Source organism: Paraburkholderia sp. BR13444, from assembly GCF_040948755.1.
Classification (GTDB): Bacteria; Pseudomonadota; Gammaproteobacteria; order Burkholderiales; family Burkholderiaceae; genus Paraburkholderia; species Paraburkholderia youngii.
This window is the reverse complement of record NZ_JBFPKM010000030.1, coordinates 1-16208: the sequence shown is the minus strand read 5'-3', so window position 1 is coordinate 16208 and position 16208 is coordinate 1. Positions and strand designations below refer to the sequence as shown.

The following is a 16208-nucleotide window of genomic DNA, read 5'->3' as shown; positions in this document are numbered from 1 at the left end:
CCGACTACATCGTCCCTTGCCCGCCACTTCTACACGATTGAGCCTCGATCCGCGCGCCCGTCTCGGACGGCGGGCCGGCCGGCGCTTTCTGATCGAGTGGCTCAGCGTTGGCTGCCTCGGCCTCGCGGTGATCCTGCTGACTTCGTTCGGGCGCGTCGGCGCGGGCATCGATCTGCTGGTGTACGACCAGTTTCTGAAGCTGCGCGCGCAGCCGCTGCTGTCGGACATCGTCGTCGTCGAGATCGACAATGCGACCATCGACGCGCTCGGCCGCTGGCCGTGGCCACGCAGCGTGCATGCGCGGCTGCTCGAGCAGCTCGCCGCGGCCGAACCTGCCGCGGTGATCTACGACGTGCTGTTCACCGAGCCCAACCTCGACGACGCCCGGCTCGCCCACGCCATCGCGCTGAGCCCGACCTATCTGCCCGTGCTGCTGACACCGCCCGATGCGAACGGCGAGCGCACCGTCGATCAACCCGTCACGCCGCTCGCGCAGGCAGCCGCCGGGCTCGGTCACATCAATTTCGAAGTGGACAGCGACGGCATCGTGCGCAGCGTCGCGCGCTTCCAGGGCGACGAGCATTCGCGCTGGCCGCAACTGACGGTGCTCGTCGCCGACGCGGTCGAACACGGCAAGCTGCATCTGCGCAACGGGCTGCCGCCGCGTCGCTCGAACGAGGCCGCGCGCGGCAGCGACGACGGCCGCGAAGACCGTTTCCTGATTCCGTTCGGCCCAAACGCTGCGAACTACGCGAACTTCAGTTTCGCCGACGTACTCGCCGGCAAAGTGCCGGCCGATCAGCTGCGCGGGCGCATCGTCGTGATCGGCGTGACGGCGTCGGGTCTGTACGACCGCTTCGCGACGCCTGTGTCGGGCGAGCTCGGTCCGCTGCCAGGCGTCTACATCCACGCGAACGTGCTCGACACGCTGCTGACTGGCCGCGAGATCCAGCCGGTCACGCTGTGGATCGTGTTCACGGCGGCACTCGCGCCGCTCGCCGCGTTGCTCGGCGGCTTCCTCGTGCTGTCGCCGCGCCGCTCGCTGATGCTGACCGGCGCGCTGGTGCTGCTCGCCGTGGCCGGCAGCGAGCTGCTGCTGTACGGCGGCAGGCTGTGGATGTCGCCGGTGCCGGCGATCCTCGGCGTCGCGATCGTCTACCCGATCTGGAACTGGCGACGCCTCGAAATGACGATGGCGTATCTGCGCGGCGAGCTGCAACGTCTCGCCGACGAGCCGCATCTGCTGCCCGAAACGCCGAAGCGCCGCCGCGAGTTCGGCGGCGACGTGCTCGCGCAGCAAATGGCGCTGATGGCTGAGGCCGCGCAACGGGTGCAGGACATGAAGCGCTTCGTGTGGGACAGCCTCGACAGCATGCCGGAGCCGATTCTCGTCAGCGATGCGGGCGGCGTCGTGCTGATCGCGAATCACGCGGCGAAAGCGCATGTCGCGCGGCTCGGCGCGCCGATGCCCGAGGGCCAGCCGATGCATAAGGTGCTTGGCGGGCTCACGCTCGTAAAGACGATCGATACCGGCGCGGCCTCGGACAACCAGCGCAACGTGCACGCACACGCGCATTGGCCGGCGCCGCTCGATCCGACGCGCGGCGAGTTCGCGGCGCTGATGGCGCAGGGTGTCGAGGTGCGCGACACGAACGAGCGCGACCATCTGCTGCGCTATGCGACCTGCACCAACGCGCAGGGCGAGACGACCGGCTGGATCGCCGGTCTGGTCGACGTATCGGCGCTGCATGCGGCCGAGCGTCAGCGCGAGGACGCGCTGCGACTGCTGTCGCACGACATGCGTTCGCCGCAGGCGTCGATCATTGCGCTAGTCGAGATCGAGCGCGCGCGGACCGAGCCGGCGCTCGCGCGCGGCGTGCTCGAGCGCATCGAACGCTACGCGCAACGCGCGCTCACGCTCGCCGACGACTTCGTGCAACTGGCGCGCGCCGAATCGCAGGCCTATGTGCTCGAGCCGCTGAGCCTGACCGAACTCGTCATCGATGCGAGCGACGAGGTCTGGCCGCAGGCGCACGCGAAGCGCATCACGCTGCATACGGAAACCGGCGACGACAGCAACGACGATCCCTGGATTTGCGCCGACCGCTCGCTGATGACACGCGCGCTCGTCAATATTCTGAACAACGCGGTCAAGTACAGTCCGCCCGACACGCGCATCGTGTGCAGCTTCGCGAGCCAGCCGGCGGCGAGGCGCGAGGGCAGCGGGGCGGCACGTGTGGCGTGCACGATTCGCGATCAGGGCTATGGCATCCCGAAGGAGCAGCAGGCGGGGCTATTCGAGCGCTTTCGCCGTTTTCACGAGGCAGAGCGGCCGGAAGTGGGCGGCGCGGGACTCGGCATGGCGTTCATCAAAACGGTCGTTACGCGCCACGGGGGCAGCGTCGAAGTCGTCAGCGCGCCCGGCGAGGGGACGGCCTTTACGATCTGGCTGCCCGCGCTCGACGACGCGCCGCTCGATGAAACGAGCGCACCGCGCGCCTGATGCGCTCGTGATGGATTCGATGGACTAGAGAGAAGACAGAAAATGGCGAAGATCGCTCACCTCTGTGCCGCGCTGGCCGCGGCGAGCCTCACCGCTTGCGCGGGCCTCGGCGCCGACGTGCACACTGTCTCCGCCAACGGCGCCGATCACGCCATCGTGCTGCAAGGCGAGCAGACCTATTCGCTCGCGCGCACGCAGGCGCAGGACGACAGCGCCGACCATCCGCAAGTCGAAAAGCTGCTGCGCGACGAGTTGGCGAAACACGGCTTCGTCGATACGGCGGGCAAGCCCGCGCATTATCTGCTGTCGATCGCGTATAGCACGCGGCCGGCGTCGATCGGCATTGGCGGTGGGGATTGCGCGCCCGCCGATTGCGGCGCGGGCAGCGACGGTCCAGGCGCGCTGCTTTTCGGGCGCAAGTATCAGCACGCGCTGACGCTGCGCTTTTTCGACTATGCGAGCGGCACCGAGTGCTACAAGGTCAGCGCGGTGTATATGGATCGCGACGCGGACCCGCTGCCTGCGCTGCCGCTGCTCGTGAAAACCGCGCTTGCGAAGCTGCCGTACGACGCGCCGGCCGACTGGCGCGTGAAGCTCAGTATCGACAAGGCGAGCGGTGCGCCGAACGTCGAGTCGATGGAGCCGCTGCGGCGCTAAACAACGCGGCTTCGAGTCGCCGGAGTCGTGCGTGTCGGTTATTCCGGCACCGGTTTGCCGCGTGGCCAGCGGTTTTCGAACACACAATCGGCTAGCGGCAGACGGCTCGCCCAGCGCTCCGTTTCGAGCATCGGCTTGCTGTAGAACGCATCGACGTGGCCGAGACACAGAATCGCGACCGGCCGCGCGCCTTCCGGCATCGCCAGTAGCTGGTGCACCGCGTCGACATCGAACAGCGACACCCACCCAAGCCCGAGTCCTTCCGCGCGCGCGGCGAGCCACATGTTCTGGATCGCGCACGCGACCGAAGCGAGGTCCATCTCCGGCAGCGTGCGACGGCCGAACACGTGCCGCTCGCGCCCGTCCATCAACGCGATCACCAGCAGCTCCGCGCAATCGCGCATGCCTTCGACCTTCAGCTTCATGAACTCGTCGCGGCGCTTGCCGAGCGCGTCGGCGGTAGCGAGCCGTTCGCGCTCGACGATGTCGCGCAAGCCCGTGCGCAGCGCCGCATCGGTGATGCGCACGACGCGCCACGGCTGCATGTAGCCGACGCTCGGCGCATGATGCGCCGCGTCGAGCAGACGCCGCAGCACCGCCGGATCGACCGGATCGGGTACGAAGTGGCGCATGTCGCGGCGTTCGTAAATCGCGCGATAGACCGCCTCGCGCTCGGAGTCGTCAAAAGGCTTCGCCATGAAAGAGGGCGGCCGTGAAAGCCGGGTTGGAGGGCCAGTAAGCGTGCATATAGGTTGCCACAATCGGGCCCACGCGGAACACCGCTTCGCCGGGGGTGTCGCTGTGCGCGCGGGTGGCGAAGCGCTGCGGTTCGAGCGGTGTGGCGAGCTTCGAGTAGTGGAACGTGTGGCCGGTCAGCGTGCCGTGCAGGCCGTCGATCTGCTGCATGCCGAGCGACGTGAAGCGCGTTTGCATCGTCGCGTGACCGGGCAGCAGGCCGAGCATCCGCGTGCGCGTGCCTTGCGCGTCGGTCAGGGTGTCGAGCAGGTAGAGCATGCCGCCGCATTCGGCGACCACCGGTTTGTCCGCCGCGACGTGCGCGCGGATCGATGCCGCGCTGCTCATGTTGCCCGCGAGGGTCGCCATATGCAGTTCGGGATAGCCGCCCGGCAGATAGAGCGCATGCGTGTCGGCGGGCAACGCTTCGTCGGCAAGCGGCGAGAAATAGCTGAGCCGCGCGCCGAGCGCTTCGAGCAGCGCGACGTTGGCGGGGTAGATGAACGAGAACGCGGCGTCGCGCGCGATCGCAATGTGCGTGCCTTCGAGCAGACGCGGCAGCACCTCGGGCGACGGTGCGCCGAAATCGACCGGCGGCGGCAGTTCGGCGAGCGCGGTCGACGCGAGCGTATCCGCCGCGTGTTCGAGGCGCGCTTCGAGATCGTCGATCTCATCGGCTTGATGCAGGCCGAGGTGCCGGTCGGGCAGCGTGATTTCGTCGCTCGCGGCGATGTGGCCGCACCAGCGCAGTTCGGGCGGCAGCGCTTCCTGCAGCATCTGCGCGTGACGGGCCGAACCGACGCGATTCGCGAGCACGCCATGAAACGGCAGTTGCGCTCTGAAGCGCGCAAGGCCGAACGCGAGCGCGCCGAAGGTCTGCGCCATCGCCTGCGCAGAAATCACCGCAAGCACCGGCACGCCGAGCGTGGTCGCCAGATCGGCGCTGCTCGGCGTGCCGTCGAACAGGCCCATCACGCCTTCGATCAGGATCAGATCGGCTTCTTGTGCCGCCTGCGCGAGCAGGTTGCGGCACGCGCTTTCGCCGACCATCCATAGATCGAGCGACAGCACCGGCGCGCCGCTCGCGCGCGCGAGGATCATCGGGTCGAGAAAATCCGGCCCGGTCTTGAACACGCGCACGCGACGTCCGAGCCGCCGGTGATAGCGCGCGAGACCCGCGGTGATCGTGGTCTTGCCTTGTCCCGAGGCGGGCGCGCTGATGAACAGCGCGGGGCACGCTGCGGAGCGAGTCCCCTTGGGGGGCGCCCCGAAGGAAGTCCCGTTGGGGGGCGCGGACATCGCTCAGAACTCCACGCCGCGCTGCGCCTTCACACCCTGCTCGCGATACGGATGCTTGATCGCGCGCATTTCGGTGACGAGGTCGGCGGCTTCGATCAGCGCGTCGGGCGCATGGCGCCCGGTCACGACGACGTGCAGCATCGGCGCGCGCGCATTGATAACGGCGAGCACTTCGTCGAGCGGCAGGTACTCGTACTTCAGCACGGTGTTCAGTTCGTCGAGGATCACCATCTGATAGTCGCCGCTTTCGATCATCCGCCGCGCTTCGTTCCAGCCCTTGCGCGCGGTCGCCATGTCGGCTTCGCGGTTCTGCGTGTTCCACGTGTAGCCGTCGCCCATCGTGACGAAATCGCATTGCGCGATCGCGCCGAGGAAATCGCGCTCCGACGTATGCAGCGCGCCCTTGATGAACTGCACGACGCCCAGCCGCATGCCGTGGCCGAGCACCCGCACGGCCATGCCGAACGCGGCCGTGCTCTTGCCCTTGCCGGTGCCGGTGTTGACGATCAGCAGGCCTTTTTCGACGGTGGCGCTGGCCTGCTTCTTTTCGTGGCCTTCGCGGCGCCGTTCGGTCATGCGTTGATGCGATTCGGGATCGGTTTTCATCGGAGGTCCTGGTCTTGAGGGGCGGGATGGAAGGGCGCTACGTCGCCGGGTGCGCTGTCGCTGGCCGCCGCAATCGCGACCGTAATGCCGGCGTGCGTGGTCTTGTGTACGACCAGACGTGCGTTTTGCGCGATTGTCGCGCGGACCGACGCTGCTGCCGCCAGTAGCGCACATGGTTCGCACACACCGTCGACACCAAGATGCGCGCGCGCGGCCGCCGACGGCGACGCGACCGGTGCGGCGGCGATCTGCTCGCGGCTGAACAGTTGCAGCGGTAGTTGATGGCGCGAACAGAATTCGAGCAGACCTGCTTCGTTGGCTTTGGCGTCGATCGTCGCGATGGTGTGGATCTGCTCGAAGGCATTCGAACCGAGAGCTGCGCGCACGGCGGCTTCGATGTCAGCCGCATCGCTGTGCAAGCGGCAACCTATGCCGACGCTCAGCGTTTTAATCGCGCTCGCAGCTTGTTCGTGATCGACTCGGCCGTCGCGTTTGGCCGCATCACGCGCAAGCGCGAACGAGGCCACGCCGCCGATCACGACGATCGCCGGCGAGCCGAGCCCCGCGCGCACGACCGCCTCGGCAAACTCGCGCAGCGGCGCGAGCACGTGACGCTGCTCCGGCCGCGTCGCCGATTCGATCGCCGCGCAGGGCGTATCGGCGGACATGCCGGCCGCGAGCAACGCGCCGACGATTTCGCCGAGCCGCCGCATGCCCATATAGATCACGAGCGTCATGCGCGTCGCGGCGAGCGCGGCCCAGTCCGGCTCGCCACCGCCGGCGCCGTGGCCGGTGACGAACACGACGCCCTGCGCGTAATCGCGATGCGTGACCGCGATGCCGAGCGTCGCGGGCGCGGCGATGCCGGCCGTGATGCCGTTGATCACGTCGACTTCGATACCGGCCGCCTGCAGCGCCTGCAATTCTTCGCCGCCGCGGCCGAACACGAACGGATCGCCGCCTTTGAGCCGCGCCACGCTGCGTCCCGCGCGCAGATGCCCGAGCATTTGCGCGACGATGTCCGCTTGCGGAGTCGACGGATGGCCGCCGCGCTTGCCGACGTATACGACTTGCGCGTTGGCGCTTGCAAACTGCAGTACGTCGGGATTGACCAGATCGTCGACCAGCACGACATCGGCCTGCGCGAGCGCACGGGTGGCCTTCAGGGTCATCAGTTCGACGTCGCCGGGACCGGCGCCGATCAGCCAGGCGCGCGTCATCGCGGCGTGCATGGCGCATGCCATGCGGAGCTGGGGGGAGAGAAGCGGCGTGCGACGGAGCACGCGGCGGTGAATATGGATGTCATGCGGTACGGCGAATCGGGGCGCGGCCACTCGTGCGGTTCGCGGCGGATTCTTCAGAGAGAACACCACGACACACGCGATGCCACGTTTCTACGCCTTCACATCCGTTCCCCGCGGATTCCGGCGGCCGGCGGCGCAACCCGATGCACGGATGCATGCGGCGCCGCCTCCGCGTCTGGCCGGTATCCGGGCTGGCGGCCTCACGCGCTTCGCCTTCCCGTCCCGGTTTGCGAATCCGCGGATTCGCGGGGACAGTGGCATCAAAAAACGCATGCGCGGCACAGCGGAATCGAAGGCGAATCGAATCGCGCGCCGCAGGTCACTTACCGTTGCGGGGACAGCACAGGTTGAACGCGCGACGCGCTGCCTGTTTCCCGTTTAACTGCACATGCGAGCGCATGTGCGGGCACCAAACGCGCGCATACGATAGCACATGACGCCTTGCCGGATAAGCCTCGGCGGCGCTTTCCGGCGCCCCGCGTTCCTTGACTGCGCATGCCCGGGGGCCTACACTCGCACGCACTTTGGGTGCTCGCGTGCGCGTTCGTGCGCATGCAGTTAAACGGGAAACAGGGAGCCATCTGCGCTAGAGCGGCTAACCTGTGCTGTCCCCGCAACGGTAAGCGAAAAGCGGTTCCGGCTTGATAGCCGGGCGCCGCGGTGCCGGCTTCGATGTCCTCGCGCAAGGTCGCGTCGACATATCACCACTGGACGAGAAACCACTCGTCCGGGAAGGGGAAGCGGCGCTTTCGCCAGCCCGGATACCGGCCCGAAGAAGCAGAACGACCGCCGCGGGGATGCGGCGGCGCGTTCATGACCTCAGTTCCGCTTTCTGTATTTCCGTTGTCGCGGCAATGCCGTCGTTCGTCCCCGTGTCTGGTGATCGCTGGTACTGTTGCGCGTGCTTCATTCGCTCCATTCGCCAGCCGATGCCGACCGATGCGCGGAACTTGCGGCAGACCGATGCAACGCAAAGGGATGGACCTCACGATGCAAACTCAATTGCGCAAGATTCCCGTCACGATCGTTACCGGCTTTCTCGGCAGTGGCAAAACTACGTTGCTGCGGCACATCCTTCAGCATGCGGGCGGCAAGCGCATCGCGGTGATCGTCAACGAGTTCGGCGAACTCGGCATCGACGGCGAAATCCTCAAGGGCTGCGGCATCGGTTGCGATGAAAACGGCGTCGAGACCGAAGGGCAATTGTATGAACTCGCGAACGGTTGTCTGTGCTGCACCGTGCAGGAAGAGTTTTTCCCGGTGATGGAAAAGCTCGCGGAGCGGCGCGACGAACTCGATCATGTGCTGATCGAAACCTCGGGGCTCGCGTTGCCGAAGCCGCTCGTGCAGGCGTTCAACTGGCCGCAGATCCGCAACGGCTTCACGGTCGACGCAGTGGTGACGGTGGTGGACGGCCCGGCCGCCGCAAGCGGCCAGTTCGCCGATAACCCGGTCGCCGTCGATGCGCAGCGCAAGGCCGATCCGAATCTCGATCACGAGTCGCCGCTGCACGAGCTGTTCGAAGACCAGTTGTCGGCTGCCGATCTGGTGATTCTGAACAAGACCGATCTGATCGACGACGCGCGGCAGCACGAAGTGGAAGCCGCGATCCGCGCGGAGATTCCGCCGCAGGTGAAGATCGTGCGCGCGCAGCGGGGACAGCTCGACCTGCATACGCTGCTGGGGCTCGAAGCGGCGTCGGAACAGACGATCCATCTGCGTCACGACCACCACGGTTCCGCCGACGACCCCGATCATCACCACGACGAATTCGATTCGGTCGTCGTGCAGGCATCGGTGCCGTCGCGCGACGCGGCGCTCGCCGCGTTGCAGACGCTGGTCGAAAACCACACGATTTACCGTGTCAAAGGCTTCGCGGCACTGCCGGGCGCGGCGATGCGCCTCGTGATCCAAGGCGTGGGCCGGCGCTTCGACAGCTACTTCGACCGGCGCTGGCAGGCGGGCGAAAACGGCGACGACGCCCTGAGCCGCTTCGTGCTGATCGGCGAAGACCTCGATCAACCCGCGCTGCAACAGGCGTTCGACGCGGCGCTCGGCGCGACGTCGAACGCGACGGCATAACGGGCGCACCAGCATGCATTTGCTGCGCACGACGCCGGGCGGTTTCGTCGACGATACGCAGGGCGTGATCCGCATCGATCAGCAGCCCGCCGATATCGTCGTGCTCAGTTCCGCCGACACCACACTGTCGCTGCTCGCGAGCGTGGTGCCGCGTCTCGGCGACGGCTTTCCCAGTGTGCGGCTCGCGAACGTCACGTATCTGCGTCAGCCGGCCTCGGTCGATTTCTATCTCGACGACGTGTTGCAGCATGCGCGCGTGGTCGTCGTCGATCATCTCGGCGGCGAAGCGTATTGGCCGTACGGCATCGAGCAGGTCGTCGCGCTCGCGCAGCGCAAACAGCAAACGCTCGCGATGTTTTCCGGCGATCTGCAGGAGGACCCGAACCTGCTCGCGCGCAGTACCGCAAGCGCCGAGTTGTGTCAGCAGTTGTGGCGCTATCTGCGCGAGGGCGGTCCGCAGAACGCCGAGGCGTTTTTGCGCTGTATCGCGTACCGCGCGCTCGGTTGGGGGCGCGAGCCCGAGCCGCCGCGCGCATTGCCGGCCGCGTCGCTGTATCACCCCGAGCGCGATACGCCTACGGTCGCCGACTGGCAGGCGCGCTGGCGGCAGGACGCGCCGGTTGTCGCGATCCTGTTCTACAAGGCGCATCTGCAGGCCGCCAATACCGCGGTGTTCGATGCGCTGATCGATGCGCTCGAAGCGCAAGGGCTCAATCCGCTGCCGCTCGCGATCACGTCGTTGAAGGATGCGATGAGCCGCGATGTCGTGCAGTCGCTGTGCGCGCAACATGGCGTCGCGCTGGTGCTGAACACCACCGCGTTCGCCGCGTCCGCGATCGACGACCCCGAGCCGCTCGCACTCGCCGGCGATGCGCCGGTGTTCCAGGTGATCCTGAGCGGCGGCAATCGCGACGATTGGCGGAAAGACAACCACGGCCTCAATTCGCGCGATATCGCGATGCACGTCGCGCTGCCCGAAGTAGACGGGCGCATCATCACGCGCGCGATCAGTTTCAAGGGGCTCGCGTATCGCTGTGCGCATACGCAGGTCGACGTGGTTCGTTATCAGCCCGACCTCGAACGGGTGCGCTTTCTCGCCGAGCTGAGCCGGCGCTGGTGCCGTCTGCGTTCGCTCGATAACGCCGACAAGAAAGTCGCGTTGATTCTCGCGAACTATCCGCTGAGCGAAGGGCGCATCGGCAATGGCGTGGGGCTCGATACGCCGGCATCGGTGGTCGGCATTCTGTCGATGCTGCGCAATGAAGGCTATCGTGTCGGCGAATTGCCAGACAGCGGCGACGCGTTGTTGAACAGGCTGACCGAGGGCGTGACCAACGATCCGGTCGTCCGCGATCTGCGTCCGGCCTTGCAAAGCCTCGCACTCGACGACTATCGCGCGCATTTCGACGCATTGCCGGCGAGCGTGCGCGACGCGTTGAACGCGCGCTGGGGCAAGCCCGACCAGGACCCGACGCTGCGGCGCGGCCGCTTCATGATCGCGGGCTGGCGCTGCGGGCAGGTGTTCGTCGGCATTCAGCCTTCGCGTTCGCGCGAACAAGGCGACTATGCGAGCTATCACGATGCCGAGCTCGTACCGCCGCATGCGTACCTCGCGTTCTACTTCTGGCTGCGCCACCAGTTCGGCATCGACGCGATCGTGCACGTCGGCAAGCACGGCAACCTGGAGTGGCTGCCGGGCAAAAGCGTCGCGCTGAGCGATGCGTGCTGGCCCGATCTGATTCTCGGGCCGATGCCGCATCTGTATCCGTTCATCGTCAACGATCCGGGCGAGGGCAGCCAGGCGAAGCGGCGCGCGCAGGCGGTGATCATCGATCATCTGATGCCGCCGCTTACGCGCGCTGAAAGCTATGGGCCGCTGCAAGACCTCGAGCGGCAGGTCGACGAATACTACGAAGCATTGATGGTCGATTCGCGTCGCGCAAAGCTCTTGCGTCGCACGATTCTGACGACGATCGTCGAGCATCGGCTGCACGAAGAGCTGAGTCTCGCGGCGCCGAACGGACAGGACGATGAAGACGCGCTGCTCACGCGCGTCGATGCGTGGCTGTGCGAGCTGAAGGAAGCGCAGATTCGCGATGGCCTGCATACGTTCGGGCAGTCGCCGCGCGGCGTGCAGCGACGCGATACGCTGCTCGCGCTCGGGCGCTTTCCCATCGGCGATGGACAGGGCGGCAAGGCAGGGCTCGTCGACGCGCTGGCGCGCGATCTGCGCATCGATCATCTGTTCGATCCGTTGAGCGTGGATTGGGCCGCCGCATGGGACGGCCCGCGTCCCGAAGTTTTACAGCGGGTCAGCGACGCACCGTGGCGACATTGCGGCGATACCCGCGAGCGCCTGGAGTTGCTTGCGGGCGAGCTGTTGCGCGGCGTCTGCGGTGTCGATTGCGATGACGCGGATCGTTCGGGGGCCGTCCCCACAGGCGACGAAAGTTTGCCGCAAGCGGCACAGGTGATCGCGCGCCTGCGCGGCGACGTGCTGCCGCGCCTCGACGCCTGTGGCCCGCAGGAAATGACGCAGCTCAAGCGCGGCCTCGAAGGGCGTTTCGTGCCGCCAGGTCCGAGCGGCTCGCCTTCGCGCGGTCGGCCCGACGTATTGCCCACTGGCCGCAACTTCTATTCGGTCGACACGCGCGCGGTGCCGACCCAAGCCGCGTGGGCACTCGGCCTGAAATCGGCGCAGCAACTGATCGAGCGGCATCTGCAGCAGCATGGCGATTATCCGCGCGCAATCGGCCTGTCGGTCTGGGGCACCGCGACGATGCGCACCGGCGGCGACGATATCGCCCAGGCGCTCGCGCTGCTCGGCGTGCGGCCGAAGTGGGCGCCGGGCAGTCATCGCGTGACGGACTTCGAGATCATGCCGATCGAAGCGTTCGACCGGCCGCGTATCGACGTCACGTTGCGCGTATCCGGTTTCTTTCGCGATGCGTTCGCGAACGTGATGCATCTGTTCGATGCGGCCGTGCAGGCGGTTGCCGAACTCGACGAGCCCGCGGAGCTGAATCCGATTCGCGCGCGCGTGCAGCGCGAACGCGATGCGTTGATCGCCCGCGGCATGGACCCGGTCGATGCGCGCAAGCGCGCCGGCTGGCGCGTGTTCAGCGCGCGACCCGGCGCGTACGGCGCGGGTCTGCAGCAGATGATCGACTCGCGCGAGTGGCAGACCGACGCCGATCTGGCGAACGCGTATCAGGCGTGGGGCGGATATGCGTATGCGCAGAAGAGCGCGGGCGAGGAGGCGCATCAAGCGTTTGGCGCGCGCCTCGCTGCGCTGGATGTGGTGCTGCAGAACCAGGACAACCGCGAGCACGACGTGCTCGATTCGAACGACTACTACCAGTTTCAGGGTGGCATGGTCGCGGCGGTACGGCATCTGGCCGGTCAGCAGCCGAGTGTCTATCACGCCGATCACAGCAATCCGGCCGCCCCGCGCGTGCGGACGCTGCAGGAGGAGATTGCGCGCGTGATCCGCTCGCGCGTCGTCAATCCAAAATGGCTCGATGGCGTGAAGCGCCACGGCTACAAGGGCGCGGCCGAGATCGCCGCGACCGTGGACTATCTGTATGGCTACGACGCGACCGCGCGCGTGATTGCCGATCATCAATACGCGCTCGTCGCCGATGCTTATCTGAACGACGCTGACACCCGCGCGTTCATGCAACGGCACAACCCGCATGCGCTGCATTCGATCTGCGAGCGTTTGCTCGAAGCGATGCAGCGAGGGCTGTGGCAGCAGCCGGGCGACTATCGCGCGCAGGTGGAAGCGCATCTGCTTGCGAGCGAACAGCAGATCGAAGGAAGACAAACATGAATGGAGCGATGCGAGGAACGGACGACGTAGGCAGCGCGGGCTCTGTGTCGGGCACAGCATCGCGGCCGGCTTTTCCGTTTGCCGCGCTGATTGGCCAGGCCTCGTTGCAGCAGGCGTTGGTGCTTGCTGCGATCGATCCGGGCTTGGGCGGCGTACTGATCAGCGGACCGCGCGGCACCGCGAAGTCGACCGCCGCGCGCGCTCTTGCCGAGCTGCTGCCGGAAGGGCAGCTCGTGAATCTGCCGCTTGGCGCGAGCGAGGATCGTCTGATCGGCACGCTCGATATCGAAACCGTGCTGCGCGACGGCTCGGTACGCTTCTCGCCGGGGCTGCTCGCGAAGGCGCATCGCGGCGTGCTGTACGTCGACGAAGTCAATCTGCTGCCCGATGCGCTCGTCGATGCGTTGCTCGATGCGGCGGCGAGCGGCGTGAATACCGTCGAACGCGATGGCGTGTCGCACAGTCATGACGCGAGCTTCGTGCTGATCGGCACGATGAATCCCGAAGAGGGCGAGTTGCGGCCCCAACTGATCGACCGCTTCGGTCTGATGGTGGAGTTGCAGAACGCGTTCGAGCCGCAGGTGCGACAGGCGATCGTCAAGGCGCGGTTCGCGTTCGATCTCGATCCCGCGAGGTTTCGTGCCTCTTATGCGGAGCAGCAGGCTTCATACGTGCAGCGAATTCGCTCGGCGCGCGCGGCGCTGCCGCTGCTGGCGTTCGATGACGCCGTCCATGCGCGCGTGAGCACGTTGTGCATCGACGCGGCCGTCGACGGCCTGCGCGCCGACCTCGTGATGCTGCGCGCGGCGCGTGCGCTGGCCGCGTTCGAACAGACGGATGCGGTGACGGTCGGACATGTGGAGCGCGTCGCCGATGCGGTGCTGCTTCATCGGCGACGTCAGCATGATTCGCAACATGGGAATCAGCGTCAGCCGGAAAGCGAGGCGCGGTCACAGGGCGTCGCTGGGGGTGCGTCCAGCGATACGGCGATATCCTCCGCTGACTCCGACTGGGGTTACCTGCCGCCCGAGCCGACCGCGACTGTGCCCGTCAAAGGCGTCATTCCGCTCGACGCAAAAAAACGCTGAGCCATCGGAAGGGCGCCGCCGCTGACTCGCGCAGCGGTTTTCGATGGCCGCAAGGTGCGGGGGCGGATGCGCGCGACACGTCGCGCGGCGAACCGGGCCGGCGCATTGCCTGGCCACCGACGCTCGCCGCGATGCGCGAGCGCACGCTGCGTCGCGAGCATCTGCGTTTCGCACGCGAAGCGCCGCGCGGCGGTGTGCTGCATTGCTTCGTGCTCGATTGCTCCGGGTCGATGCTGGCGGGCCAACGCCTCGCGCTCGCGAAGGGGCTACTGACTGCCTTGTTCGACCGTGCGAGTGCGATGCGCACCGAGGCTGCGCTGATCTGCTTCGGCGGTGCGGGCGCGGACATACGCTTCGGCCCCGCCGTGCCGCGCTGGTGGAACGAGCGATGGCTCGCGCCCGTGGGCGGAGGTGGCGGCTCGCCGCTCGCGTCGGGCGTGCGGAACGCCGCGCATTTGCTCGAGCGCTGCGCGCGGCGACGGCCGGCCCAGCAGCGCTGGCTCTGGATTCTGACCGACGGCCGCACGCGCGACGAACCCGCGCGGCCGGCCGACGCCGACGAAGTCGTTTTCGTCGATTTCGAGCGTGGTGCGATACGGCTCGGCCGTTGCGAAGTGCTCGCCAATGCGTGGGGAGCGCGGCGGTTGACGCCGGAACAGTTGATCGGCTGATCGATGTGTGCGCAGCGAGCTCGGACTACTGCTGTGTTCGCACGCGCGTCGCTCGTCAGCCATAGCGCTTATTTCAGCCGTTGGACCAGTGCTGCACATCCTCCTGACGATCGAACACGAACACCTTCATCGCCATCTGTTGAGCGGAATCGAGTTGATCCAGTTCGAGCCCATGCATGGACGGCTCGCCAGGCGTCTTGCCCTTCTGAACGTTGCGGATCACTGCCATCGTCTCGATCTGCGAATCGTATTCGGCCGACTTCAGCCGAAACGCGATGCGCAGCCGCTCGCCGACCTCGCCCAGTGTCCATGACGCGCACAACGACATGCCGAGTGCGCTGATGCCTTTGGCGAGGCCAAGGCCTTCGTACGTGTCGCCGGCCCCACCGATGCCAAACCGCACGGGCAGATGCGCGTGGACGCGGATCGATTTGCGCTCGCGTAGCCGGCGGACCATGCCGGGTCTCGACAGCACGACATAGTCGAACGGCACGCGGCAGACTGCTTCGACCGTGCAGACGAAACGGAACACGGCCTGACTCGCGATCGCGACGAGCTCGACGTTCTCGCCGGGCGTGAGCGGCAGCGGTTGGCCCTGCTGCATCGGCGGCGTGACGAACAGCGCATGATTCGGCGCGAAACCGATGATGCGGCATGGGTGCATCGGCGCGCCGCTGCCGAGTTGCGAACGCATGCCGATCAATGCGCCGATCTCGAGGTGCATGTCTTTCAGCGTCAGCTCGCCGATCTCGTCGGGCTGGGTCGTGGGCGCCGGCGGTTGTTGTGCGCCGAGGTCGTGCAGGTCGCCGCGGTGCGGGTGGAAGTGTTGGAACAGAAAGGCGCGTTCGTCGGTGGTCGCGAGCGTCGTCGCGCTTGCGAACAGCAGCGTACCGTCGGCATCGACGATCGGCCATGGGAGCGGCGTGCCTACCGGCACTGAATCAGGTTCGAGCGCCGGCGATGCAGCGGCGCGCTGGGTTTCCTCGACGTGTGCGTCGACGGGATTGTCCATAGTCGGCAGCGAATTTAAGTGGCGGGATGATCTGATTGACGGCGAGGAAGGGTAAAACTTTAACTTGGGGACCGGTGGCGGATTCGAGCTGTGCTCGGACTACTTTGTTTTATCGGTATCTGGACTTCAGTGGATTGAATTGGAGGACTAACTATTTTTGCTTCTTTTTAGGTCTGACGTGAGTTGACTCTTTTGCGGATGTTGGCAAGGAGATGGAGACGAGAGTCTTTGCTCCCAAAAGAAATTCGCAGAAGGGGCTTGACGGGTTGTCGACCGCTCTCCATAATCTCGCTTCTCTGCTGCAGACGCAGCGACGCAAACGAAGCAGTGCCGGGTGGTGGTTCAGGTGCTGCGGGTGGGGCGGATCGATCTTTAAAAACTAACAGCCGATAAGTGTGGGCGCTTGATGCGGAATGCGG

11 protein-coding genes, 1 pseudogene and 2 riboswitches are annotated in these 16208 nt (G+C 66.5%); of the genes and pseudogenes, 6 read left to right on the top strand and 6 right to left on the bottom strand.

From position 1 onward, the window contains the following. Window positions 1-16: 16 nt before the first annotated feature. Window positions 17-2503 (top strand): CHASE2 domain-containing protein, encoded by a 2487-nt coding sequence (locus tag AB3X95_RS38440; protein ID WP_368623961.1) that lies wholly within the window; start codon window positions 17-19, stop codon window positions 2501-2503. A gap of 42 nt (window positions 2504-2545) precedes the next feature. Further along, window positions 2546-3160, top strand: a complete 615-nt coding sequence (locus tag AB3X95_RS38435; protein ID WP_368623960.1) for a DUF4136 domain-containing protein — start codon at window positions 2546-2548, stop codon at window positions 3158-3160. A 38-nt stretch (window positions 3161-3198) separates the two neighbouring features. On the opposite strand, the gene bluB is transcribed toward AB3X95_RS38435, so the two are convergent. The 5 genes and pseudogenes from bluB to cobA all read right to left on the bottom strand — a co-directional run. Then, a complete protein-coding gene (gene bluB, locus AB3X95_RS38430) occupies window positions 3199-3858 on the bottom strand; it encodes a 5,6-dimethylbenzimidazole synthase (protein ID WP_368623959.1) in 660 nt (219 codons plus the stop codon). Further along, window positions 3842-5194 (bottom strand): cobyrinate a,c-diamide synthase, encoded by a 1353-nt coding sequence (locus tag AB3X95_RS38425; protein WP_368623958.1) that lies wholly within the window; start codon window positions 5192-5194, stop codon window positions 3842-3844. The genes bluB and AB3X95_RS38425 overlap by 17 nt, the downstream gene beginning before the upstream one ends. Window positions 5195-5197: 3 nt before the next feature. After that, window positions 5198-5800 carry a cob(I)yrinic acid a,c-diamide adenosyltransferase gene (cobO, locus tag AB3X95_RS38420; RefSeq protein WP_018421084.1) on the bottom strand — a complete coding sequence of 201 codons (603 nt, stop codon included), beginning with the start codon at window positions 5798-5800 and terminating at the stop codon, window positions 5198-5200. Next, the gene (locus AB3X95_RS38415) at window positions 5797-6231 is read right to left on the bottom strand and encodes a cobalamin biosynthesis protein (RefSeq protein WP_368623974.1); all 435 of its coding nucleotides are present in this window, start codon (window positions 6229-6231) and stop codon (window positions 5797-5799) included. The genes cobO and AB3X95_RS38415 overlap by 4 nt, the downstream gene beginning before the upstream one ends. 63 nt (window positions 6232-6294) lie before the next feature. Beyond that, window positions 6295-7020 (bottom strand): annotated as a pseudogene (gene cobA, locus AB3X95_RS38410) (uroporphyrinogen-III C-methyltransferase); the annotation flags it as partial. A 243-nt stretch (window positions 7021-7263) separates the two neighbouring features. Next, window positions 7264-7533: riboswitch (cobalamin riboswitch) on the bottom strand. An 80-nt stretch (window positions 7534-7613) separates the two neighbouring features. Then, window positions 7614-7892: riboswitch (cobalamin riboswitch) on the top strand. A 202-nt stretch (window positions 7893-8094) separates the two neighbouring features. On the opposite strand from cobA, the gene cobW reads away from it, so the two are divergent. The 4 genes from cobW to AB3X95_RS38390 all read left to right on the top strand — a co-directional run bounded on the left by cobW (window position 8095) and on the right by AB3X95_RS38390 (window position 14777). Then, complete coding sequence (gene cobW / locus AB3X95_RS38405; RefSeq protein ID WP_303246724.1) at window positions 8095-9186, top strand: cobalamin biosynthesis protein CobW; 1092 nt, start codon at window positions 8095-8097, stop codon at window positions 9184-9186. 13 nt (window positions 9187-9199) lie between these two features. Continuing rightward, on the top strand, window positions 9200-13018 hold the full coding sequence (gene cobN, locus AB3X95_RS38400) for a cobaltochelatase subunit CobN (protein ID WP_368623957.1): 3819 nt from the start codon (window positions 9200-9202) through the stop codon (window positions 13016-13018). Further along, entirely contained in the window at window positions 13015-14106 is a 1092-nt protein-coding gene (locus AB3X95_RS38395) for an ATP-binding protein (protein ID WP_368623956.1), read from the top strand. The genes cobN and AB3X95_RS38395 overlap by 4 nt, the downstream gene beginning before the upstream one ends. Window positions 14107-14237: 131 nt before the next feature. Continuing rightward, window positions 14238-14777: a VWA domain-containing protein gene (locus AB3X95_RS38390; RefSeq protein ID WP_368623955.1), complete on the top strand. Its 540-nt coding sequence runs from the start codon at window positions 14238-14240 to the stop codon at window positions 14775-14777. Window positions 14778-14850: 73 nt separating this feature from the next. On the opposite strand, the gene AB3X95_RS38385 is transcribed toward AB3X95_RS38390, so the two are convergent. Continuing rightward, window positions 14851-15789: a flagellar brake protein gene (locus AB3X95_RS38385; RefSeq protein ID WP_368623954.1), complete on the bottom strand. Its 939-nt coding sequence runs from the start codon at window positions 15787-15789 to the stop codon at window positions 14851-14853. Between the last annotated feature and the right edge of the window lie 419 nt (window positions 15790-16208).

What these genes read in the sequence shown, in the direction of transcription:
- AB3X95_RS38425 (WP_368623958.1), bottom strand. Translation starts at nt 5,194, where the DNA reads ATGTCCGCGCCCCCCAACGGGACTTCCTTCGGGGCGCCCCCCAAGGGG.
- cobN (WP_368623957.1), top strand. Translation starts at nt 9,200, where the DNA reads ATGCATTTGCTGCGCACGACGCCGGGCGGTTTCGTCGACGATACGCAG.
- AB3X95_RS38390 (WP_368623955.1), top strand. Translation starts at nt 14,238, where the DNA reads ATGCGCGAGCGCACGCTGCGTCGCGAGCATCTGCGTTTCGCACGCGAA.
- AB3X95_RS38395 (WP_368623956.1), top strand. Translation starts at nt 13,015, where the DNA reads ATGAATGGAGCGATGCGAGGAACGGACGACGTAGGCAGCGCGGGCTCT.
- cobW (WP_303246724.1), top strand. Translation starts at nt 8,095, where the DNA reads ATGCAAACTCAATTGCGCAAGATTCCCGTCACGATCGTTACCGGCTTT.
- bluB (WP_368623959.1), bottom strand. Translation starts at nt 3,858, where the DNA reads ATGGCGAAGCCTTTTGACGACTCCGAGCGCGAGGCGGTCTATCGCGCG.
- cobO (WP_018421084.1), bottom strand. Translation starts at nt 5,800, where the DNA reads ATGAAAACCGATCCCGAATCGCATCAACGCATGACCGAACGGCGCCGC.
- AB3X95_RS38435 (WP_368623960.1), top strand. Translation starts at nt 2,546, where the DNA reads ATGGCGAAGATCGCTCACCTCTGTGCCGCGCTGGCCGCGGCGAGCCTC.
- AB3X95_RS38385 (WP_368623954.1), bottom strand. Translation starts at nt 15,789, where the DNA reads ATGGACAATCCCGTCGACGCACACGTCGAGGAAACCCAGCGCGCCGCT.